Here is a 20,249-nt window from a genome sequence, read left to right on the forward strand (position 1 = left end):
GGAAAAACAACTGGCCGCCACCGGGGAGAACCCGTGGCCACCAGCGGGGAGAACTACTGGCCGCCTACGGGGAGAACTTCGTGGCCATTGACAGTGAATCGCCCAGAAGGCAAGAAACTCGTAACCGGGGAAGTCGGGCCCGGCCAGAGCCGGTGAAATCAACGCCTGCGTACTCAATACAAGCCCCCAGTAGTAGGTGAGGGCGAACGGCCAATGTCGGTGCGACCACAATGCGTAGATCGCGGACACTGTCGCGAGATCGGTGAGTTGTAAGGGTACGGATCCTCCTAGCGTGGGTGAGGACAGCGAGTAGAGCACCGCCGAGCCGTATATCACCGCCAGTATTCCGCCGAGGGCGCGGCTGAGGTGGCGAGCTTGCGCTTCGGTCTGTCTACGTCCCGCCCAGATCAGAAACACCGAACCCGCGACAAACAGAGCGATGGCTGCCCAATGCGATGGGCCGTACGCCGAGAACTCGGGTTGTGCAGAATACACATCTCTCACTTCCTCAGCGCCGCCGAACGCACTGTTCCATAACAACCTTCGCAGATAGCTGTCCCAGTTCGGAAGTGCCGTTCTCCGGCTTAGTTGACGATGATCGTGTCCGCGGTGCGAGAAAGGGCGTAGCTGTGCAGTGGCTTCTGAGCAGGTCGTTGCACGACCGAGCCATCGACGATGGAGTATCGGCTGCCATGACATGGGCAGTTGATCGTTCCATCGCTGACCTCGGAGACTACGCATCCCTGGTGGGTACATACCGCAGAGAAGGCTTGGAACACGCCTTCCTGCGGCTGGGTGATCACGACTTGCTCGTCCGCCAGAATGACTCCGCCGCCGACAGGAACCGCTGATATCGGAACCTCGGCACTGCCCAGGGTTACGCCGGGTGCATTGCTGTTGTTCTGGGTGCTACATCCGGCAACGGCGAGACAAGTTGTCGCGCAGGCTGTGAGGAGGACCGTTCTGCGCCCGACCTTGATGTCGGATGGATCGATCGTGCTCATGCGGGGACCACCAAACCAGTGAGAAACATCAGGAGTATTCCGACACCGACGCCGACGAGAACCATCGGATCCAGATCCGAGCGGCCTTGTGTGCGCAAGGACGGTGCAATTTGGATGACGACCTGGATGATTGCGCCGACCCCGACTCCGAGCAGCAACGCAGATACTTCACGGTTGTCGACGCCCGCCCCGATAACAGCACCGAGAATTGCCGGCGCACCCGCGATCAATCCCAACCCCAACAAGGTCAACAGGGGGGTACGTCGCCGAGCCAACGGTGCGATGATCGCGAGTCCCTCTGTTGTGTTGTGCAGGGTGAATCCGATAACGAGGAACGCGCCGAGCGCAAGCTCACCTACCGCATACGCGGATCCGATCGCGAGGCCTTCTCCGAGATTGTGCAATCCGATGCCGATGGAAATCATCAGTGCCAGTCTGAGTTCGGATGCACCTGTCGTACCGGCTGGGCGTCTTCCGCGTAGGTAGCGGTCGATGCACGTGAGCGTCAGGAAGGCGATCGCCGCGCCGAGAACGACGAGAGTGCCGCCGCCGAAGGCTCCGCTCGAGGCTGCTGCCAGCTTGAACCCCTCGCTCGTGCCGTCGAAGATCAAAAAGGCGAGCAGACCGACCGTGACGGCCAGCACGAATCTGACTGCCCTGACGCCGGCGCCCCGCATCACAGGTAGCAAGAGCATCCCGAGCAGGACCGGGATGACTCCGACGTATGTGCCCAATAGAGCCATCAAGCCGAAGAACGCCACTCCCGGGACGGGAGTTGCTACGGCAGCGGGAATTTCGTGTTCGATGACCAACCCTGTGGAGGTGAGCATCGAGACGAGGTACGGCTGTCCGGTGATCCACGGGTAGTCGAGGGTGATCGTCTGGGACTCGAGTCTGCCGATGGGATCTGCAGCGCCTACCAAATCGACGAATGTGTCGTTCACGGCAACTTGCGCGACGGTCACCGCGTCGGGGCCGGTGTTGCGTAGCGTCAACGTGATTCGGCCTGGTTCGAGGGCCGTTCGTTCGACGGAGATGTTCTCGATCGGTGGGCCGGTGCGTTCGGGGAGGCTTTGTCCGGCGAGCATTGCCAGCGCAGTCAGGGCGATGACGATGATCGCGAGTACTGCGGCGCCTCGGAGCCAAAGGCCGGTGCGAGATGCGCCTGTTTGATCGGACTCTGTATGCGCGGAACCCGCAGTGTCAAAGGAATTCTCATGAGTGCTCGTAGGAGAGGGAGGATCTGGGGTGCCGGTCATTCGGTCACCTCGAAGAATCCCATCCAGCCCAGATCGGCGAATTCGGTCTTGTGGGCGTGGAACATGTACTTGCCCAGGTAGGGAAAGCGCAGTTCGCATATTCCGCGCTGACCTTGGGCCTGGATGATCGTGTCCGTGAATTCGCTGGACTCGAGCCGAGTCCCGGTCGGGTAGTAGTCGAAGAAGTTCCCGTGCACGTGGAAGCTGTTGATCGGATCGTATTCGAGGACGTTGACCAGGTAGATGCGAACCAGCTCGCCTCGTTTCACCTGTACCGGTTCGTGCATGTGATGGAACGGGATGCCGTTGACCGCGTAGAGCTGGTTTCCTTGCCCGTCGAATGTGGTGTTGTAGCCGTGCATCACCATCACCATTTCGTCAGCCGCCGGGCGCCCCTGAGCTGGATCGACGATGAATGTGCCGTACATGCCGCGGGCAATGTGCTCTGCAAGTGGATTGACGTGGCAGTGATAGAGATGCAATCCGAAAGGGGTTGCATCGAATTCGTAAGTGAATGATTCGCCCGGCTCGATGATGCCCCGACCTACCCCGGGAATTCCGTCCATGTCAGCGGGATGGATTCCGTGAAAGTGCATCGTGTGAGGGTGCGCGGAACCGTTGACGAACCGCACCCGGAGCCGGTCTCCCTCACTGCATCTCAAGGCGGGACCTGGAATGCGGGAGTTGAAGGTCCACGCGGGAAAATAGACTCCGGGTGCTACCTCGATCTCCTCGTCGGCTGCGAAGATCTCCCACTCGCGTAGCGTTCGACCGTCAGGCAATTCGGAAGTCGTCCCGTAGTCGAAGTCACGCAGCATTGCCGTGGGATGAAACCCGTTGGCAGTGTGGTTCACCTGCTGACCGGCCCGAAAGGTCGCACCGCTCGTGCCGCCGTGACGGACTCCGCCGTCTCCGTCAGGTGCGGCGGTACCCGGGTTGGTGTTTCCGGGATGCTCGGTAGGCGATGCGCCCGCAACTCTTCCTGCGTTCATCATGAGTCCGGCTGATCCGGCGAGCGCCCCACCGATCAACAATTGTCGCCGCGACGGTGCGCTCATGGCCACCCGACCGAAGCATCGACATTCCTGGCAGTCAAAAGAGTCACACCTCAAAGTTTGTCATGCCGAACTTTATTTTCATAGCCCCCAAACTATCCGAACGCATTCGACCGAAAACAGGCGGACCGCGGAAATTTTCGACGAGTGGGGCGTCGTGGTTTCGCCACCTCGAACCGCAGAAGTTCGCAGAGATGGACTGCTTCCCTGTCGACAGCGCTCCGGCTCCCTCCTCGCTCGAATCAGGTCACACGGATTGCGGACGCTGAATCTCACGTTCGGACCCGCGCGCGGATTCGAACAGCAGCGACACGGCGACCAGGATGAATCCACAGGTGAGGTAGGTATCGGCAAGATTGAAGGTGGGCCACCAGCCGGTGTGGAAGTAGTCGGTGACCTTCCCGTCGAGGGCTCGGTCGACCACGTTGGAGGCAGCTCCGGCGACAATCAGAGCGAAACCGATCACGGCCACCCCGCGACTTTGCGGGACACTCCGCCAGGCGTATACGGCGATTCCCATGGTGGCGAGGCCGGTAAAGGCGATGATGACGGCACTCGGCAGCTGATTGCCCAGGCTGAAGGCGACACCACTGTTGTAAGCCAGCCTCAAACTGACGACGCCCAGATCCATCTCGTTGGCCCCGGACAGGTGCTTCCGCGCAACGGGCTCAATCGTCAGGGCGACGACGACCGAAACGAGCACCGTCGTAGCGAAGAGAATTCGTTTCTTGCGATGGGGGGATTTGTCGTTCGTGGTCACCTCGTTGGTACTCACCACGGAAGCTCCTGGCAACGCCCGTCACCCGCGGCGGGTTCTACCTGCAGGGTCGCGTGTACGAGATTGAACTGGGTGGCCAATAGATCCTGGGCAGCAGCGAGAACCTTGGTCGGATCGGACTCCTCGTCGATCGTCAAATGCGCCGACGCAACTTCCATGCCCGATGTGAGCGTCCAGATGTGAAGGTCGTGAGCGTCCTTGACTCCGGGGATCCCCTGCAAGGCTTGCGTCACCTCGGTGATGCTCACGCCGGCGGGGGCGTGCTGGAGCAGGATCCGCAGGGCATGGCGGCCGAGATTGTATGCACGCGGTAGGACGAACAAGCCGATCGCAACACCGATCACCGGATCCGCATACCGCCATCCGAAGATCAGTGTGACCAATCCGCTGATCAGGACTCCAACGGACCCGAGCATGTCAGCCATGACCTCGAGATAGGCGCCCCGGACGTTGATGCTTTCCTTCGCCCCGCTGCGAAGCAGCAAGAATGCCGCGATGTTCATCACGAGGCCGACGACAGCGACGATGCTCACCGGGAGTCCAGGGACCTCAGGCGGATCGGAAAGTCGACCGAGAGCTTCGTAGAGAACCCATCCGGCGACACCGAACAGGAGTAGAGCATTGAACAAGGCAGCGAACACCTCCGCCCGGTACATACCGAACGTGCGATCCGGGCGCGATCGCGCTCTTTGCGCAAGCAAGATAGCGGTCAATGCCATGAGGATGCCGAACACATCGGTGAAGACGTGTGCGGAGTCGGAGAGCAGGGCGAGTGATGACGTGGACAACCCCACGATGACTTGCGTGACGAACGTGACCAGACCGAGCCCGACGGCTATCCATAATTTGCGGACATGTTTACCCGATGCACTCGCAGCTTGTTCCGCAACGCCGTGCCCATGGCCGTGACCCATCTCGATATGCCCTTCTCGCCGATGACTGGAGCGTCGTATTCTCATATGCGCATATTTGCCAACGAGAGAGTTTCAGTAAACCCTGGCTGAAGCACCCATGCAACTATCCGTCATAGTATTTTGGTCCGGAGCACCGATCGCGCGGGCGAGATCCACAATGCTGAGAGGTCCACCCGCAAATGATCGAAACCGAACCGTCCGGCGCCGATACCCTCGTCGTCGGACGACCCATACGGAAAGTATTGGGATGGGGTGTCATAGCTGCAATCACTGCGGCGGCATTGGCGCGCGCATCAACTTCCGAGGCGCTGCGATTGCTCGGACTTCCAGATCCGGGGCCCTTGACGATTTACGGACTCCCGGCGGTGATGGCGTTCGGCGAGGTTGCCGCCGTGATGACCGTAGGCAGTCTACTTTTGGCTGCCGTTCTCGTTCCGCCTCAAGCCTCAGGTGTACTCGATGTCGACGGATATCTGGCGCTACGAACCGCAAGCGTCGCCGCCGCTATCTGGGCGGTATGCGCGGCGCTGCTCGTTCCACTCACCCTCTCGGACAGTTCAGGCCAACCTCTCTCCGTCGTGTTCGCCGATCCAGGGCTGTTCGCTCGCGCGATCTCGGACATCGATGTCACAACTGCATGGGCATGGACCGCAGGACTCACACTCGTACTCGCGATTGCGTGTCGTCTGACCCTGCGATATTCGTGGACACCGTTACTTCTCGCATTCGCTTTGTTCAGCCTGCTCCCCAGGGCATTGTCGGGTCACTCCTCCTCGGGCGGATCCCACGACATCGCCACGAACAGTTTGGTTCTGCATATCCTTGCGGCGTCGATCTGGATGGGAGGAATAGCGGCTCTCGTGCTGCATGCCCGCAGAAAGGGGAGCTATCTCGACTTCGCCGCGCGCCGCTTCTCGGCCGTGGCACTCATGGCGTTCGTCGTCATAGCGATCAGCGGTGTGGTCAACGCTGCCGTGCGGGTGCCGCTCACCGCGGTGTGGAGTAGCACCTACGGTGTCTTGATTCTTGCCAAAGTCGCCGCCTTGGTCCTCACCGGACTGGCAGGTTGGCGCCAACGGACAATCGCGATCGCCGAACTGACGAAGGACCCTAGCGACGGTCGCACCTTCATTCGTCTGGCAGGGGTGGAGTCGGTGGTTCTCGCAGTAACCGTCGGTATCGCCGTCGCCCTGGGCCGCACGCCGCCCCCGGCGCCCACGGAACGACAGGATCCGAGCAGAGTCGAGGAGGTACTCGGGTATGCGCTCGATGGCGTACCGACTGCGGGCCGCTTGCTCGTCGACTGGCGATTCGATCTCATTTTCGGAACTCTCGCCGTGGTGTTGGCTGCGTGCTACGTCGTCGGCGTTTTTCGCCTCCGACAGCAGGGCGTGCAGTGGTCGACGTTCCGATCGGTCAGCTGGGCTCTGGGGTGCCTGGTGTTGCTTGTCGCAACATCGTCGGGAGTGGGTAGATATGCACCCGCAGTGATGAGTATGCATATGGCCGCAACGTCCGCCGTGGCGGTCCTTGCTCCACTCTGTCTGGTCCTGGGCGCCCCGTTCACGCTGTTTAGGCTCTCCGTTCGACGATCGTCCGGAGATGCGCCCGGCCTCAGGGAATGGGCGCAGAGCGTGTACAGAGGCTCCTGGTTCCGATTCATGTCCCAGCCCTATGTGATTGCTGTGATTTTCGCCGGAGCCCTGCCTCTCCTTTACCTGGGGGGGATGTACAGCTCTGTCGCCGGCTCGCACGTCCCCCATCTGGTGATCAACGGAACCCTGCTGATCTGCGGTTTCATGTTCTTCTGGGTCATGGTCGGCGTCGATCCCTTGCCGAGGCGGGCGAGCCTCGCGGTCAGGATGGCCCTGCTCCTGGTGGCGTTCTTGGCCTACGGGGGCCTCGCAGCAGCACTGATCACCACTGACACGGTGATTGCTGATCAGTACTTCGCGTCGTTGCAGCGCGGCTGGCTCGACGACCTCTCGCGAGATCAACGGTTCGGTGCCGGACTGATAATCGCGATCGGAGCAATGCCCCTGGCAATCGCGACAGGGTTCCTCACCGCGTGCTGCTCGCCGAGATGCCACCGCGCGGCACATGAGTAGGAGAAGGTGCATTCGCAGGGGACGTTTCGTCGAGATTCTGAACTTTGTCAACGCTCGCCCAAAAACTATGCGAAATAGTAGTACGCTGTCTGGGACCGTCACCATTCTGTGACCTTCCGCGACGCAAGGAATGCGATCTTGGCCCGACACCGCAAGCCCGACACCGACGATCTCGACTGCCCACTTCGGGAAAGTTATCTTTTCGGCACGCCACACAGCGATCGAGACCTGCCAGTCGACACGATGTATATCTCCACCGCATCTGCAGTCGACCGTGAATCCGTCGCTGGAAGCGTTCAGGCGCGACGCGGCGGTGCTCATCGCCGACAGTCCCGCAGTCGTCCTGGTGGACGGGCTTTGGTTCTCTCTGTCGCCACCGGCGCTTTGCTTGCCGCCGGCACATCCGCCTCACATGCATCGGCAGGGAGCGTCAGTGCTCCCGTCGAGCTCGACCAACAACCGCTGGCACCTCTCGACCAGGCACTGGCATCGGCTCCGGAAATTCTCCAGGTTCCCAAACTGGCCGACCTGGGGAGGCTGGCCGAACAGTTGGCTCGAGGCACCGAACGCGACACCGATCGCGCGTCGAGAGAGGCAACCGATCGCGCGTCGAGAGAGGCAGCTGCACGCCAACCGCTGACGATGGCTCCTGTCAGCGGAACATTGACGTCGAACTACGGGCCGCGTTGGGGGTCGACTCATTACGGGTTGGACATTGCCAATGAGATTGGTACACCTATCGTGTCCGTGACCGACGGTACGGTACTCGAGTCCGGACCTGCGTCGGGTTTCGGACTGTGGGTCCGTATCCTGCAGGATGACGGGACAATCGGGGTCTTCGGACACATCAACGAGACTCTGGTAACCGCGGGTCAAAAGGTGCGTGCCGGAGAATTGATTGCGACGGTAGGAAACAGAGGACAATCAACAGGGCCACATCTGCATTACGAGGTGTGGCAGGCAGACGGCCAGAAGGTCGATCCCATGGCATGGTTGGACGCGCGCGGGGTACAGATTCAGCCTCCGGCCATCAGTGACTGACGCAATCGACGATTTTCGAAGGGGGAAGGAAGATGAAGAGGCTCGGCGGGCTCGAATCCGAAGTGATGGATCTCCTGTGGGATGCAGAAGAGCCGCAGTCTGTGCGGGATCTGGTCGACCGCTTCGAGGGCGGCGCCCCGAAGGCATACACCACGATCTTGACCGTCGTGACGCACCTTCACGAAAAAGGTTGGGTGCAGAGGGAAAAACGAAGCCGCGCGTACATCTATTCGCCATCGCGTAGCCGCGATGAAGCGACCTCACTGGCCATGCGCGAATTACTCGACAACAGCAACGACTCTGTTTCAGCGCTTCTGCACTTCGCGCAAAACGTCTCGGATGACGAATACGAGGCACTGCGGCGAGCGCTGGATCACGGCAAGGTTCGGTAGATGACTCTCGCCGCAGTCCTCTTTCTCGGGGCCGTGCTCATCGGAGCGTTCATGCCCAAGGTGTTGCGGCGTTTCGAATCGACCACTCTGGCTCCTGCAGCGATTCTCGCGGCATGGATCGGCAGTATCGTGGGTCTGGGATTCCTTGCCGTATCGGCAGTAGTGATCCTTCTGTGGCCGAGCCATGCACCAGCGGAAGGGCTCTCCGAGGCCCTCGTGCGATGCTTCACTGCCTTCCAGCACGCGATGGCTCCCTGGATCGGGGAAGCGCTCGCTGTCGGCGGAGTTGCGGTTACCGCGCTCATCGCCGCTCGGAGCTTGTTCTTGGCTCATCGACAACATAAGGGCCGAGCGAAGGTCCGCGACTACCACCGTGATGTCGTATCGATCATCGCCCGCGCAGATCCGGCATCGGATGACGTTCTCTGGCTTGATCATCCGATGCCGATGGCCTACAGCGTCGCTGGACGGCCGGGATTCGTCGTAGCGACCAAAGGTCTCTCCGATTGCTTGACTGCATCCGAGCGTGAAGCGGTGATCGCGCACGAGCGGGCACACTTGCGAGGGCAGCATCACCGGATCATCAATGTGTGCGAAGTCTTCGCGAAGGCGCTGCCGGTGATCCCGCTGTTCAAAGCGGCTCCCGCTGCGGTGCGGCGGCTGGTCGAGCTCGCTGCCGACGATCGAGCTGCACAAGCCACCAGCCCCGATGCCGTCCGGTCGGCATTGCGCGTGGTGGCGACGTCGCCGCTACCTCAGCCGGTGTGGACTCTCGGGCTCGGTGACGACGAGATCGCGGTGCGTTTGGTCAGGCTGCAGGCCGATTCCCGGATTCGCGCCACCAAACTGGTCTGTATCTCTGCTGCGATGCTCCCGATGATCGTTCCCGTCATCGCCGCGTTGACCACCATGGTCGTCTTCTCCGCGTCCGCTCATGCCCTCGTGACCTAAGGCGGCACCGGAGGAACACTCGATCGGTACCTCGAACCCAAAAACTATGCAACGTAGTATTTGGGTTATGCTTCTGTCGCACACTCTATTTGCGTCTCGACAGGAAGCGGGCTGACCATGACCGCAATTGCATCACCCCCCATCGCCGCCCGGCCGTACCCCGCGCGACGGGCGCCGAAGGGATCGGTGCTGCGGAACCTTGTGACGACGACCGATCACAAGACGCTCGGCTTGATGTATTTGGTGACTTCGTTCGCGTTCTTCCTCATCGGCGGGCTCATGGCGCTGATCATGCGCAGCGAACTGGCGATTCCGGGCATGCAATTCCTGTCGAACGAGCAGTACAACCAGTTGTTCACCATGCACGGCACGATCATGCTGCTGCTGTACGCGACGCCGGTGGTGTTCGGATTCGCCAATTTCGTTCTCCCCCTGCAGATCGGTGCGCCGGATGTCGCCTTCCCGCGACTGAACGCGTTCAGCTACTGGCTCTACCTTTTCGGTGCGCTCATCGCTACGGGCGGCTTCGTCACTCCCGGCGGTGCCGCAGATTTCGGCTGGACGGCCTACACACCTCTGAGTTCGGCAGTCAGCTCACCTGGGGTCGGTGCGGATCTGTGGATTGTGGGGCTTCTCGTCTCCGGTCTCGGCACCATTCTCGGCGCGGTCAACATGATCACCACCATTGTCTGCTTACGCGCTCCGGGGATGACGATGTTCCGCATGCCGATCTTCACGTGGAACATCTTCATCACCTCGGTCTTGATTCTGTTGGCCTTCCCGCTGTTGACCGCGGCACTCTTCGCACTGCTTTACGACCGTCGCCTCGGTGGCAACATCTTCGACCCCGCGAATGGCGGAGTCCTGCTGTGGCAGCACCTGTTCTGGTTCTTCGGTCATCCCGAGGTCTACATCATCGCGCTGCCGTTCTTCGGTATCGTCTCGGAGATATTTCCGGTCTTCAGCCGCAAACCGATCTTCGGCTACAGCGGCCTGGTCTACGCGACGCTCGGTATCGCGGCGCTGTCGATCGCAGTGTGGGCGCATCACATGTACGCGACGGGCGCGGTCCTGCTGCCGTACTTCTCGTTCATGACGTTCCTGATCGCCGTGCCGACGGGTGTGAAGATCTTCAACTGGATCGGAACGATGTGGAAGGGGCACTTGACGTTCGAGTCACCGATGCTGTTCTCTCTCGGATTCTTGATCACCTTCCTCTTCGGTGGCCTGTCCGGTGTGCTGCTGGCGAGCCCTCCGCTGGATTTTCAGGTCACGGATACTTACTTCGTTGTCGCCCATTTCCACTATGTGGTTTTCGGTACGGTCGTGTTCGCGACGTACGCCGGTATCTATTTCTGGTTCCCGAAGATGACCGGTCGCATGATGGACGAACGCCTGGGCAAGTGGCACTTCTGGACCACGTTCGTCGGCTTTCACATGACGTTCCTCGTCCAGCACTGGCTCGGTGCCGAAGGTATGCCCCGTCGTTACGCCGACTACCTACCCGCGGATGGATTCACCACCCTCAATACAGTCTCGACCATCGGATCCTTCATTCTCGGAGCCTCCACTCTCCCGTTCATCTGGAACGTCTTCAAGAGCTACAGATTCGGCGAAGTGGTCACCGTCGACGATCCGTGGGGCTACGGAAACTCGCTGGAGTGGGCGACCACTTGCCCGCCGCCGCGGCACAACTTCACGGAGTTGCCGCGCATTCGTAGCGAGCGTCCGGCCTTCGAGTTGCACTACCCGCACATGGTGGCTCGGATGCGGGCAGAAGCACACGTCGGGGTCGGTCATCGGCCGGAGACGACCTCAGAATCGGAGAAGGTACTTACCGGCATGCCCGACGATGACGAGAAGAAGTAGTTCGGCGACGAAGTCCGATGGGAAAGCCAATGTCAACACGAACAATGCCAGTGGTCATCGTCCCGGCAACAGATGCCGCTGCCGCCCTACTGACGGACTGGTTGATCCGAGACGTACTGCCCACCGCTCTCGACGGCGGAGTGGCGAACCATGCCGCTGACCACTTGCGGACCTTGCCGCCGATATCTCGTCGCCACGTCCGACACCCCCGCAAACTTCGGGTCCACACCCGCCGGGTCGGCGAAGCAATCGCGACAATCGAGAACCATCTCCACACCGTCGCGGTTTCCGTCGACGCAGAACGGACCTTCACGCCTTCGATCACGGTCCTTCCCGACCCCGTGCTGAACGCCGCAGCCAGTATCAGTGGTGCCGTGATGGATATCGGGAGTTCCGCGGCGGCATTGGCCAATCGTGCACTCCTTCTGGCTCCGACGACAATCGAGTCGCCGGAAGCGGCGCTCACGACCCAATCGAGGGTAACCGAATCCTATTACGCACTCCTTGCGCGGCTGTGGCACAGCGATTTTCACGCGAGCATCGTCATCCCTCCACCGACCGAACCCTGAGCGCTCCTCGCTTCGGTGTGCTTTTACGAGGGGGGGCACACCGAAGCGAGATTATTCGACACTCATCCTCAGTCGTACGCCTTGGATTCGACGACAATCAGGCGGCACGACAAAGGGGGTGACTACTTCTTCGGAGGGATCGCTCTCTTCGCGGCAAAGGCGGCCCTCTGAATCTGGCTGGTCAGTTTTCCACCGGTTTTGGTTTCGGCCGCAGCGGCGGTTTTGTCGATTGCATTTTCGATCTTGTCCGCGTTCTTCGAGGCGGCCTCCATGCCTTTGTCGACCAGCGCTTTCGCTGCACCCGTGAGTTTCATGTTCGTCTCCTTCTCCTGGCCTCAATTGCCGATGTGCCCGTGGATTGCCGAGCTAAAAACTAAGATCCATAGTAGTTGCGTTGAGCGTGGCTGATCGTGCACCTGCCGAGTTCGGCGGCGGTGGCCCTTTTGCGTCAGACCCTCAGATCAACGTCGACCAATAAGTCCAGAATGCGCTGAGAATCATGCTCGCGACGGACAAGATCCAGATGGTAGGCACGAGAGTGTGATTCTGGGCGCCGACCGTCACGATTCTCGTCACGGGTCGAGAGGAGGCTGAGGCGCTGCGGGTGCAAAGGTGCAAAGAGGCATACCAGAGTGCTGTGATCGTCACCACCCACACGACCATGCAGTACGGGCACAGCGCCTGGATTCTGTACAAGCTTTGGAATATCAGCCAGTGGACCAGTACCGCGCCGGCGAACAATCCGATGACGAGAGACCGCCAATACCATTGAGGAAGTCCGCTTTTCGCGGAAAGCGTTACGATTCCCGTGGTCAGCAAGACGGTGAATGCCACCACGCCGAGGATCGAGTTCGGAAAACCGAAGACCGACGCCTGGGGAGAACTCATCACCGATCCGCAGCTGAGGACGGGGTTGATGCTGCAGGACGGACGATACGAGGGATCGGAGAGAAGTCGAAACTTCTCGATCGTCAGTATCAGAGACGCGATCAATCCGAGCACGCCAGCACCTGAGAGGATCCAACCGATCGCGTAGGAAGAACACGCTGCAGGGAAGGAACCAGCAGTGCGAGCCCCCCTGGTATCGGTCCGGGTGCCACCCGTTGACGTCATCGGGCCAGCGCTGCGTCGATGCGCCCGGTGAGCTCCTCGTATGTGGGCATGGCTGGCAACTGGACGCCGTCGAGGAAAAGTGTCGGCGTGCCCTGCACCCCCAAGTCGATCCCTTCGTTGAAGTCTCGTTCAACCCGCTCGGCAACAGTGGGATCCTTCAGATCCGCTTCGAAGGTAGCCATGTCGAGCCCCAGATCCTGTGCGAACGTACGAAAGAGGGGTTCTTGAGATTCGGACGATTCACCCCACTCGGTCTGTGTGTCGTACATGCGCTGATACATCTCGACGAACTTCCCTTGCCGAGAAGCTGCCTCGACCACTCGCGCTGCGAGTCCGCTGTTCGTGTGGCTGGGGATAGGGAAGTACCGCACGCCAAAGGTAATGCGGTCCGCGTACTCGGTACGTATCCGTTCCATCGTGGGATACATAGCCAGGCATGCCTCGCACTCGAAGTCGAGGAATTCGACCAGAACGACATCGTTGTCGGGGGCAGTGGAAAGCAGATGGGTGTCGGCTCGGAGCACCGTCGCGTCCGAAGCGCCGGCGCTGGTGGTCCCTGTCCCGCTGCGGTTACCGAGCAACAGTGCACCGAGGACGACAGCGAAGACAGCTACCAGGGCTATCGAAAATTTCGCGTTGGTGGTCAACTTCATGGATCCGCCTACCGGGTCGATGTTCGTTCGTGCGCGCAGCCTTCCGGCGACCACACACCCTGACTACTATGCAACATAGTAGTCGGAGGTAGTCTCTCAGCGAGATGCCGGTGTGCATCGATCGCCGGACTCCGCACCGTGATGGTGTGAGCCGAGTAGGAGGAACAGATTTTGAGGCGTGCAATGGTTGTGCTGCTGGTGGCTGCAGGGTGTGCGCTCATCGGCGCAGGCACCGCGCAAGCCCACAGTGCGCTGGTCGGATCGACTCCATCCGCGGATGCAGCTCTCGATGCTGCACCTGTTTCCGTGGAATTGGTGTTCAACCAAGAGATTCAGACGAGTTTTGCGAACGTGACCGTCAGTACGGCCGACGGAACGCAGGTCGGGGCCGGGGATCCGTCAGTGCAGGGAGAGCGCGTCTCTCTCTCCACGACCCCGCAGATGCCTTCGGGCACCTACACCGTGGGGTATCGCGTGATTTCCGAGGACGGCCATCCGATCACAGGGTCCTATACCTTCACGTTGAACGTGGCACCGAACGCGGCGGCACCGTCTCCTGCAGGTGCTCTTCCCTCTGTCACAGTCGCCCCGTCGGCAGCCACCGGTGAAACCGGCGCCGCCGACGGATCCCCACTGCTGCTGCCGATTCTCGGTGGCGCCGTGGCGTTGCTGTTCGTGGTCGGAATGGTGATCGTCCTGCGCGGAGAGAAGCGCTCGAAGCGCTGAACCTGCAGCACAGTCGAGCGAGGACGGAAAGGCCAGGTCAGGTGATGGACTGGATACGACTTCCCGAGGCCGCACCCTCGTTCGGTGAGATGGTCGGCTGGGCTCCGCAGCCATTGCCGATGCTGCCGGTCATCGGAATCTTGATGGCGGCGTGGTACTGCTGGGGCGTCCATCGGGTGAAAGCGTCCGGAAGAGCATGGCCGTGGACGAGGACGGCCAGTTTCGTCTTCGGCTGCGTGCTACTGATTCTCGTCACGGGCCTGGCGGTCGAGGGGTACGGATACGAACTTTTCAGTATCTGGATGTTCCAGCATCTGACCCTCTCCATGGCCATTCCGCCACTTCTGGTTCTGGGCAGTCCTGGACTTCTTTTGCTGCGCTCCACGCCTCATTCAGGTTGGGGAATTCCGATTCTCACAGTTTCCCTGACGGCGCTTCGAAGCCGGACCGCGAAGATCCTGCTGCACCCCGGCGTCACAATTCCACTGTTCCTGTTCAGCTACTACGGCATTTACCTCTCGCCGGTCTTCGACCTGGTAGCGCGGTCCTGGATCGGTCACACAGGTCTCGAGCTCTTCTTCCTGGCCACCGGAGTACTGTTCATCGTCCCGGTGCTCTCCTCGGGGCCGTTGCCCGTCAAACAAAGCAACCTGGGTCGATGTTTCGACCTGTTCGTCGAAATGCCTCTCCACGTTTTCATCGGCGTGATCCTGATGATGGCAACTTCGCCACTCCTGAGTACCTTCACCAATCCGCCAGCCTCCTGGAATGTGGACCTGATGGCGGATCAACAAATGGCCGGCGCACTGGCTTGGTCCTACGGAGAACCGATCGCCTTGATCATCATGGTGGTTTTCGCGATGCGGTGGAAACGCGACGAATCCTTCACCAACGCCGCAGTCGACAAGAAGGTCGCACGCGAAGGCGATGTCGACCTCGATGCCTACAACGAGTTCCTGAGAACTCTTCCGCGCCGGTAAAGGTTTTCGACACGCCACGGTTCCGAGTGGTCCGCGGACGCCTATGGGGTTCAGTTCATCGGGATTGGTTGAGCATCCCTGTCCGCGAGGAGATTTTGCAGAGCTGTCGATTCCGCCTGCTGCGTGACAGCGATTTGTCGCGCGAGATTCGTCACGGCCGGGAGAGCGGCATTGTCGGCGGCGTACTGGGCCATGGGGATACCGCCCTGATGGTGGCGCAACAACAACTGTAGGTAGCGAATCTCGAAGGCAGGGCCGGTTAACGCACGTAGTTCGGCGAGCTCGGCAGAAGTTGCCATACCTGGCATCGATACAGCAGTCGCTTCGGCATCACTTTGCGCGGTGCTCATCCCTGGCATCGAATGATCCATCGATACCGAAGGCATCGGCATCCACTCCATGTACCCACCTGAACTACGGGCGGGGCGGTCCCACAGCGTCAGCCACCCCTGCATCATTCCTATCTGGCTTTGCTGAGTGGTGACGACGTCGAAGGCGAGAGTTCGAATGGCCGGGTCGGTGGCGTTGACCAGGGCAAGAGAGGACATCTCGACTGCTTGCCCGTGATGAACGGACATGTCCTGCGCGAAGCCGATATCCACGGACTCGGCGGATGACGTCCCGGATGAGGTGTCGGCGATCTTCCCTTGTACCCACAGTCCAATGACGATGCCGAGCAGCAAGGCGATGACGATACCGACGACCAACACCGCAGGCGGCGTGTGTCGGCGATCTGCGGGAGAGGCAGCCACTGGCTGGCGTTCGATCTGGTCCGTATCGCGTTGTTCAGCCATTGCCGCGATCTCCGGCTGTGGGCATCGGGGCGGGCGAAGCGGGGGCGACGCCGGCGGCTGGCGGATCCGCCGCGGGGATGGCGTCGGGACCCGGAGGGGATGGATCGAACGGGAAGGGTTCCTTCGGGTCGAATCCGCCCGGAACCGTCGCACAACTGGCACCGGGTTCCGGATGGGTGTTCGGATTCTGTCGGAGTGCGGTGATGAATTGCGCGATACGGGGGTCGTCGGCGCTCTCGACCTTGAGTTGGTGCCCCCATGACTGAAGAGAGATGGGTGCGCCGATGCCGGGGAAGGGGGACATCAGCGAATACGGTTCCCCGTCGACCCGGGAGGCGAGAGTGTCGATGTCGGACGAGTTCAACGCTTCGGGGTCGTACGACACCCAGATCGCGCCGTGTTCGAGGGAGTGCACCACGTTCTCGGTGCGTATCGGCTCCGGATAGACGACTCCGGTACACGTTGCCCAGTACTGATCGTGAGCACCTCCCGATGGCGGATTTTGATCGTATGCAACGCGCTGCGGCGCTTGAATATGACTGCCGGCTGCGTATTCGATCTCGCTCACGCCGTCGATCGACGTCGACGGGTCGGGATTGTCGGCACTCGGAGCGTACTTTTGGGCCTCGTTCTTATCGATTGCGCGAGGCACCACGTTGTACGCGATGACCGAGACCAAACCGACGATGACCAGGACTGCCAGCGATATCGCCCACGGAAATCCTCGGCCACCAGGCACCACGCCGCCTCGCGGCCGTGTGGGGGACTTTTTGCGGCTCTGGGTCATTGGTGAACTCGTTTCGCTTGTGCACTGGCACCGACACTGAATTACTATCATGCATAGTAATTCATGTTCTCGTTCTTTCACCCCGCCGAACCCGGTACATGCCTCTGAAGAGTGCCGAAGTGGCGAGAGAAAGCACGATCGCAGACAACGCGAGTTCCGGAATCGAACCCACACGTGTTGCCAACGTGAGATCGGAGCGAACGGCGATCTCGTCGGTCAATGCTTGTGCTGTGAAGATCTCGCTCTGTTGACGCACCACACCCGTTGGCGTGATGATTGCGCTGACACCGCTGGTTGCTGCGATCAGCACACTGCGGCCGTGTTCGACCGCCCGCACCCGCGACATGGCCAGCTGCTGAAAGGTCATCTCGGTCCGGCCGAAGGTCGCGTTGTTGGTGGGAACCGCGATGACGGTGGCTCCTGCCTTGACGGACTCGGTCACCAGATCGTCGAAGGCCACCTCGTAGCAGGTGGCAACAGCTATGTGGACGCCGTTGAGGTCGACGACGCCGTTCCCGTTCCCGGCAATGAAATTGCCTGCTGCATCGGCATACGACGACACTGCACGAACGATCGATCGGAGCGGCAGGTACTCCCCGAAGGGCACAAGCTGCCGTTTGATGTGTTGCTGCCCAGGGCCGTCCGTCGGATCCCAGACCATGGCACTGTTGATCGATGTTCCTGGCTCGCCCTGCAGGACCGTACCGACCAGGATCGGGGCGCCGATAGAACGGGCTGCTCGGTCCAGTCGATCCGCCGCATCCCGATTCGTCAAAGGATCTATATCCGAAGCGTTTTCGGGCCAGATGACAAGTCGTGGCCGGGCTGCTCGGCCCGCTGTGACCTCAGCTGCGAGTTGTTCGGTGCGGGCAACATGATTGTCGAGCACCGCTCGGCGTTGGGCGTTGAAATCCAGGCCCAGGCGCGGCACATTACCTTGAACGACGGTCGCCGTGACGACTTCGTCCGGGGTTACTTCAGGAGAACTCACCACGAAGGCACTCACGAACACGAGGACGATGGCCGTTCCACCCTTCATCAATGCCTGCCATCGAACACGGGAGGTTCCGGCCAGGGACCAGGCAAGGAGAGTTCCGGTCAGCGCGGTCACAAAGGACAACCCTGGTGCCCCGGCTATCGCCGTCAACGGTAGCAACGGACTGTCTGCTTGCCCGAAAGCTAAACGCCCCCAAGGGAAACCGCCGAACGGAACTCGACTACGAAGCGCTTCTGTGGTTACCCATGCGCCCGCAATCCACACCGGGTAGAGCGGAGCGCGACCGACCGCCACTGCCAGGACGCCGAACACTCCGAATGCGACCGCTTCTATCGACGCCAACGCCAACCACGGGATCGGACCCACGTACGCCCCGACCCACGGAAGCAAGGGCATGAAGAAGCCCAGCCCCGCCGCATAGCCGAATCCGAAACCTGCCCGGAGACTTCGCCCCCGGAGAACAACCGTCAGCAGGGCGATGGCGACAGGTGCGAGAAACCACAGCGTGCGCGGCGGGAAGCTGAGAAACAGCAGCCATCCAGCGCCCACCGAAAACGCGAAACGCAGAGCAATTCCGCCGCTGCGCCGCGCGGGCCGGACATCTTTGGGGCCTGAATCAGTGTGACCGTCGCTGACAAGTGCACATTCGAGGGAAGGGACCTTCACATGCTCACTCTCATCGGCGGAGAACTTCGCTGATCTGCCACCAACTTCTCGCGAAGGTCGTCGAATTCGCCGCCCCACCCGGCATGATCGGTCCTCGCCAATCCGCCGAGTTCGAGATCAACCTGCTCTGGTCCCGCCCCCGGGCGTAGACGGACCCACATCCGTCGCCTCCTGATCACGAGCGAGATCAGAAGTCCGAGCATCATCGTGACCGCAAAAACGAGAACCCACTGTTGCACAGGGTCGTACGACACCTGCAAATTGGCGAATTCCTTTGCGCCGTCGAACCGAACCTGTGTTCCATCGGTGAGAGTCCGCGTCTCTCCAGGGCGGAGGTTCACACGATCTTGTTTGACCAGCCTTCCTTGGTTGATCATTTCCTTGTTCAACGAGAAGATCGATTGCGGGATGCCGGTGTCCAGACCCGTATCGCCCTTGTAGATGTCGATCGCGACCGCAGGGTCACGCGCATCGGGAAACGACGAAGTCAGAAGCGTCCCGCTGAAGGAAGCGGTCGGCGCGAAGAGTCCCTCGATGGCGATCTGATTCTTCCGGCGCTCGTCCGGATTCGGAAACGATCCACCTGGCGGATCGAACCGCAACGCCCCACTGCTCAGGAACGTGACCGCATCGTCCGGTTGAAACTGCATCGTCTCGGTACGGGACTGTCCGTCGGGAAAAGTGACGGTGAACTGCGGCGCGTACCCATGGCCGGTCAGATAAACACGGGCACCGTCGGTACGCAGCGGTTCGTTGACCCGAAGACGATAGTCTTTCCAGGTATTGGTCGCGATATCCTGCCCGCTCTGATACGAAATGTTGGAGGTGAACATTTCGGCCTGACCAGTATCGAGATAATCTGCGGAAAAGTCGTTGACCTTGATGCAAAAGGGCGCGAGACCCGTGCCGTCAGTAGCACTTCCCGCGCGGAACGAGTCGTACACGGCAGGTGACGTATTACAGAAACCGGGGCCGCCGTCGGCAATGACGATCACCGAACCCTCGTACCCCACCAACTTGCCGATCGCGACGGTGACGAGCAACCCGATCAGCGAGAAGTGGAACACCAGATTCCCGGCCTCACGCAGATACCCCTTTTCCGCGGAAACCGATACCTCGGAATCCTTTTCGGACCTGACGGCTACCCGCCAGCCCTTGAGCGACTGCCGCACTCTGGTGAGGGCCTCGTCATGCGAGATGTCAACTACGCCGTGGAAATGGTGCGGCAACCTGGACAGATTCCGAGGTGCTCGTACAGGTTGGCTCCGAAGCGCGCCGAGATGCGCCTGCAGGCGTGGAACAAGACAGCCGATGAGAGAGAGAAACAGCAGGACGTAGATCGCAGTGAACCAGAAGCTGGAAAAGACGTCGAACAACTCCAGCTTGTCGAATAGCGGGCCGAGGGTTGGCTGCGCCGCGATGTACTGGGAAACTTTCTGTACGTTGAGATTTCGCTGAGGCAACATAGCACCGGGAAGTGCTGCGAGTGCCAAGAGGAACAGGAGCACGAGCGCGGTGCTCATCGACGTCAACCGGCGCCAATTGTGGCGCAGTAGTCGAACGCTTTCTCGGATAATCAGTCTCGGTAGGCGG

General features: G+C 60.7%; 21 protein-coding genes. 8 read left to right on the plus strand and 13 right to left on the minus strand.

Translation table 11 applies throughout. The annotated features are described in order from the left end of the window. The 6 genes from ACZ3J7_RS36420 to ACZ3J7_RS36445 form a co-directional block, all read right to left on the minus strand. The coding region (locus tag ACZ3J7_RS36420) for a TMEM164-related integral membrane acyltransferase (RefSeq protein ID WP_366054215.1) at nt 1–699 on the minus strand (699 nt) is incomplete at its 3' end. Then, nucleotides 585–1,004: a QcrA and Rieske domain-containing protein gene (locus ACZ3J7_RS36425; protein WP_011331647.1), complete on the minus strand. Its 420-nt coding sequence runs from the start codon at nt 1,002–1,004 to the stop codon at nt 585–587. The genes ACZ3J7_RS36420 and ACZ3J7_RS36425, both read right to left, overlap by 115 nt. After that, complete coding sequence (locus tag ACZ3J7_RS36430) at nt 1,001–2,263, minus strand: ZIP family metal transporter (RefSeq protein ID WP_011331646.1); 1,263 nt, start codon at nt 2,261–2,263, stop codon at nt 1,001–1,003. The genes ACZ3J7_RS36425 and ACZ3J7_RS36430 overlap by 4 nt, the downstream gene beginning before the upstream one ends. Beyond that, a complete protein-coding gene (locus ACZ3J7_RS36435; protein ID WP_011331645.1) occupies nt 2,260–3,321 on the minus strand; it encodes a multicopper oxidase domain-containing protein in 1,062 nt (353 codons plus the stop codon). Before ACZ3J7_RS36435 ends, ACZ3J7_RS36430 begins: the two co-directional genes overlap by 4 nt. 244 nt (nt 3,322–3,565) lie before the next feature. Beyond that, nucleotides 3,566–4,093 (minus strand): signal peptidase II, encoded by a 528-nt coding sequence (gene lspA, locus ACZ3J7_RS36440; RefSeq protein ID WP_011331644.1) that lies wholly within the window; start codon nt 4,091–4,093, stop codon nt 3,566–3,568. Continuing rightward, nucleotides 4,090–5,010 (minus strand): cation diffusion facilitator family transporter, encoded by a 921-nt coding sequence (locus ACZ3J7_RS36445; protein ID WP_003944635.1) that lies wholly within the window; start codon nt 5,008–5,010, stop codon nt 4,090–4,092. Before ACZ3J7_RS36445 ends, lspA begins: the two co-directional genes overlap by 4 nt. 179 nt (nt 5,011–5,189) lie before the next feature. On the opposite strand from ACZ3J7_RS36445, the gene ACZ3J7_RS36450 reads away from it, so the two are divergent. The 6 genes from ACZ3J7_RS36450 (at nt 5,190) to ACZ3J7_RS36475 (ending at nt 11,940) form a co-directional block, all read left to right on the plus strand. After that, nucleotides 5,190–7,118 carry a bifunctional copper resistance protein CopD/cytochrome c oxidase assembly protein gene (locus ACZ3J7_RS36450; protein WP_011331643.1) on the plus strand — a complete coding sequence of 643 codons (1,929 nt, stop codon included), beginning with the start codon at nt 5,190–5,192 and terminating at the stop codon, nt 7,116–7,118. A gap of 108 nt (nt 7,119–7,226) precedes the next feature. Further along, nucleotides 7,227–8,159 (plus strand): M23 family metallopeptidase, encoded by a 933-nt coding sequence (locus ACZ3J7_RS36455; RefSeq protein ID WP_003944586.1) that lies wholly within the window; start codon nt 7,227–7,229, stop codon nt 8,157–8,159. A 32-nt stretch (nt 8,160–8,191) separates the two neighbouring features. After that, the gene (locus ACZ3J7_RS36460) at nt 8,192–8,551 is read left to right on the plus strand and encodes a BlaI/MecI/CopY family transcriptional regulator (RefSeq protein ID WP_003944627.1); all 360 of its coding nucleotides are present in this window, start codon (nt 8,192–8,194) and stop codon (nt 8,549–8,551) included. After that, nucleotides 8,552–9,502: a M56 family metallopeptidase gene (locus ACZ3J7_RS36465; protein ID WP_003944663.1), complete on the plus strand. Its 951-nt coding sequence runs from the start codon at nt 8,552–8,554 to the stop codon at nt 9,500–9,502. A gap of 117 nt (nt 9,503–9,619) precedes the next feature. Then, nucleotides 9,620–11,371, plus strand: coding sequence for an aa3-type cytochrome oxidase subunit I (gene ctaD / locus ACZ3J7_RS36470; protein ID WP_011331640.1), 1,752 nt, complete (start codon nt 9,620–9,622; stop codon nt 11,369–11,371). Between the two features lie 44 nt (nt 11,372–11,415). Further along, nucleotides 11,416–11,940: a hypothetical protein gene (locus ACZ3J7_RS36475; RefSeq protein ID WP_011331639.1), complete on the plus strand. Its 525-nt coding sequence runs from the start codon at nt 11,416–11,418 to the stop codon at nt 11,938–11,940. Nucleotides 11,941–12,062: 122 nt separating this feature from the next. Here the strand turns inward: ACZ3J7_RS36475 and ACZ3J7_RS36480 are convergent, their stop codons facing one another. The 3 genes from ACZ3J7_RS36480 to ACZ3J7_RS36490 all read right to left on the minus strand — a co-directional run bounded on the left by ACZ3J7_RS36480 (nt 12,063) and on the right by ACZ3J7_RS36490 (nt 13,706). Further along, nucleotides 12,063–12,254, minus strand: coding sequence for an antitoxin (locus ACZ3J7_RS36480; RefSeq protein WP_003944616.1), 192 nt, complete (start codon nt 12,252–12,254; stop codon nt 12,063–12,065). A 142-nt stretch (nt 12,255–12,396) separates the two neighbouring features. Continuing rightward, nucleotides 12,397–12,969 carry a vitamin K epoxide reductase family protein gene (locus ACZ3J7_RS36485; protein ID WP_352101723.1) on the minus strand — a complete coding sequence of 191 codons (573 nt, stop codon included), beginning with the start codon at nt 12,967–12,969 and terminating at the stop codon, nt 12,397–12,399. 80 nt (nt 12,970–13,049) lie between these two features. Then, a complete protein-coding gene (locus ACZ3J7_RS36490; protein ID WP_003944626.1) occupies nt 13,050–13,706 on the minus strand; it encodes a DsbA family protein in 657 nt (218 codons plus the stop codon). Nucleotides 13,707–13,889: 183 nt separating this feature from the next. Here ACZ3J7_RS36490 and ACZ3J7_RS36495 point away from each other — a divergent pair, with 183 nt between their 5' ends. Together ACZ3J7_RS36495 and ACZ3J7_RS36500 are read left to right on the plus strand one after the other, a co-directional pair. After that, nucleotides 13,890–14,432 carry a copper resistance CopC family protein gene (locus tag ACZ3J7_RS36495; RefSeq protein WP_229757319.1) on the plus strand — a complete coding sequence of 181 codons (543 nt, stop codon included), beginning with the start codon at nt 13,890–13,892 and terminating at the stop codon, nt 14,430–14,432. A gap of 44 nt (nt 14,433–14,476) precedes the next feature. Beyond that, nucleotides 14,477–15,412: a cytochrome c oxidase assembly protein gene (locus ACZ3J7_RS36500; RefSeq protein WP_037131609.1), complete on the plus strand. Its 936-nt coding sequence runs from the start codon at nt 14,477–14,479 to the stop codon at nt 15,410–15,412. A 50-nt stretch (nt 15,413–15,462) separates the two neighbouring features. Here ACZ3J7_RS36500 and ACZ3J7_RS36505 read toward each other — a convergent pair whose 3' ends face one another. From ACZ3J7_RS36505 to resB, 4 genes are all read right to left on the minus strand, one after another. Beyond that, nucleotides 15,463–16,206: a DUF305 domain-containing protein gene (locus tag ACZ3J7_RS36505; protein WP_003944664.1), complete on the minus strand. Its 744-nt coding sequence runs from the start codon at nt 16,204–16,206 to the stop codon at nt 15,463–15,465. Further along, nucleotides 16,199–16,993, minus strand: a complete 795-nt coding sequence (locus ACZ3J7_RS36510; RefSeq protein WP_041814189.1) for a DUF3105 domain-containing protein — start codon at nt 16,991–16,993, stop codon at nt 16,199–16,201. Before ACZ3J7_RS36510 ends, ACZ3J7_RS36505 begins: the two co-directional genes overlap by 8 nt. 61 nt (nt 16,994–17,054) lie before the next feature. Beyond that, entirely contained in the window at nt 17,055–18,656 is a 1,602-nt protein-coding gene (gene lnt, locus ACZ3J7_RS36515; protein ID WP_003944595.1) for an apolipoprotein N-acyltransferase, read from the minus strand. Continuing rightward, nucleotides 18,653–20,179: a cytochrome c biogenesis protein ResB gene (gene resB / locus ACZ3J7_RS36520; RefSeq protein ID WP_229757318.1), complete on the minus strand. Its 1,527-nt coding sequence runs from the start codon at nt 20,177–20,179 to the stop codon at nt 18,653–18,655. The genes lnt and resB overlap by 4 nt, the downstream gene beginning before the upstream one ends. Nucleotides 20,180–20,249 lie beyond the last annotated feature (70 nt).

The sequence above is a fragment of the Kitasatospora sp. NPDC015121 genome, assembly GCF_055562955.1.

Bases quoted from the DNA above. Each gene is read 5' to 3' on its own strand.
- ACZ3J7_RS36430 (WP_011331646.1), bottom strand. From the start codon at position 2,263: ATGACCGGCACCCCAGATCCTCCCTCTCCTACGAGCACTCATGAGAAT.
- ACZ3J7_RS36475 (WP_011331639.1), top strand. From the start codon at position 11,416: ATGCCAGTGGTCATCGTCCCGGCAACAGATGCCGCTGCCGCCCTACTG.
- ACZ3J7_RS36425 (WP_011331647.1), bottom strand. From the start codon at position 1,004: ATGAGCACGATCGATCCATCCGACATCAAGGTCGGGCGCAGAACGGTC.
- resB (WP_229757318.1), bottom strand. From the start codon at position 20,179: ATGAGCACCGCGCTCGTGCTCCTGTTCCTCTTGGCACTCGCAGCACTT.
- ACZ3J7_RS36505 (WP_003944664.1), bottom strand. From the start codon at position 16,206: ATGGCTGAACAACGCGATACGGACCAGATCGAACGCCAGCCAGTGGCT.
- ACZ3J7_RS36495 (WP_229757319.1), top strand. From the start codon at position 13,890: ATGGTTGTGCTGCTGGTGGCTGCAGGGTGTGCGCTCATCGGCGCAGGC.
- ACZ3J7_RS36510 (WP_041814189.1), bottom strand. From the start codon at position 16,993: ATGACCCAGAGCCGCAAAAAGTCCCCCACACGGCCGCGAGGCGGCGTG.
- ACZ3J7_RS36450 (WP_011331643.1), top strand. From the start codon at position 5,190: ATGATCGAAACCGAACCGTCCGGCGCCGATACCCTCGTCGTCGGACGA.
- ACZ3J7_RS36500 (WP_037131609.1), top strand. From the start codon at position 14,477: ATGGACTGGATACGACTTCCCGAGGCCGCACCCTCGTTCGGTGAGATG.
- ACZ3J7_RS36445 (WP_003944635.1), bottom strand. From the start codon at position 5,010: ATGGGTCACGGCCATGGGCACGGCGTTGCGGAACAAGCTGCGAGTGCA.
- ACZ3J7_RS36460 (WP_003944627.1), top strand. From the start codon at position 8,192: ATGAAGAGGCTCGGCGGGCTCGAATCCGAAGTGATGGATCTCCTGTGG.
- ACZ3J7_RS36490 (WP_003944626.1), bottom strand. From the start codon at position 13,706: ATGAAGTTGACCACCAACGCGAAATTTTCGATAGCCCTGGTAGCTGTC.
- ACZ3J7_RS36465 (WP_003944663.1), top strand. From the start codon at position 8,552: ATGACTCTCGCCGCAGTCCTCTTTCTCGGGGCCGTGCTCATCGGAGCG.
- ACZ3J7_RS36480 (WP_003944616.1), bottom strand. From the start codon at position 12,254: ATGAAACTCACGGGTGCAGCGAAAGCGCTGGTCGACAAAGGCATGGAG.
- ctaD (WP_011331640.1), top strand. From the start codon at position 9,620: ATGACCGCAATTGCATCACCCCCCATCGCCGCCCGGCCGTACCCCGCG.
- ACZ3J7_RS36435 (WP_011331645.1), bottom strand. From the start codon at position 3,321: ATGAGCGCACCGTCGCGGCGACAATTGTTGATCGGTGGGGCGCTCGCC.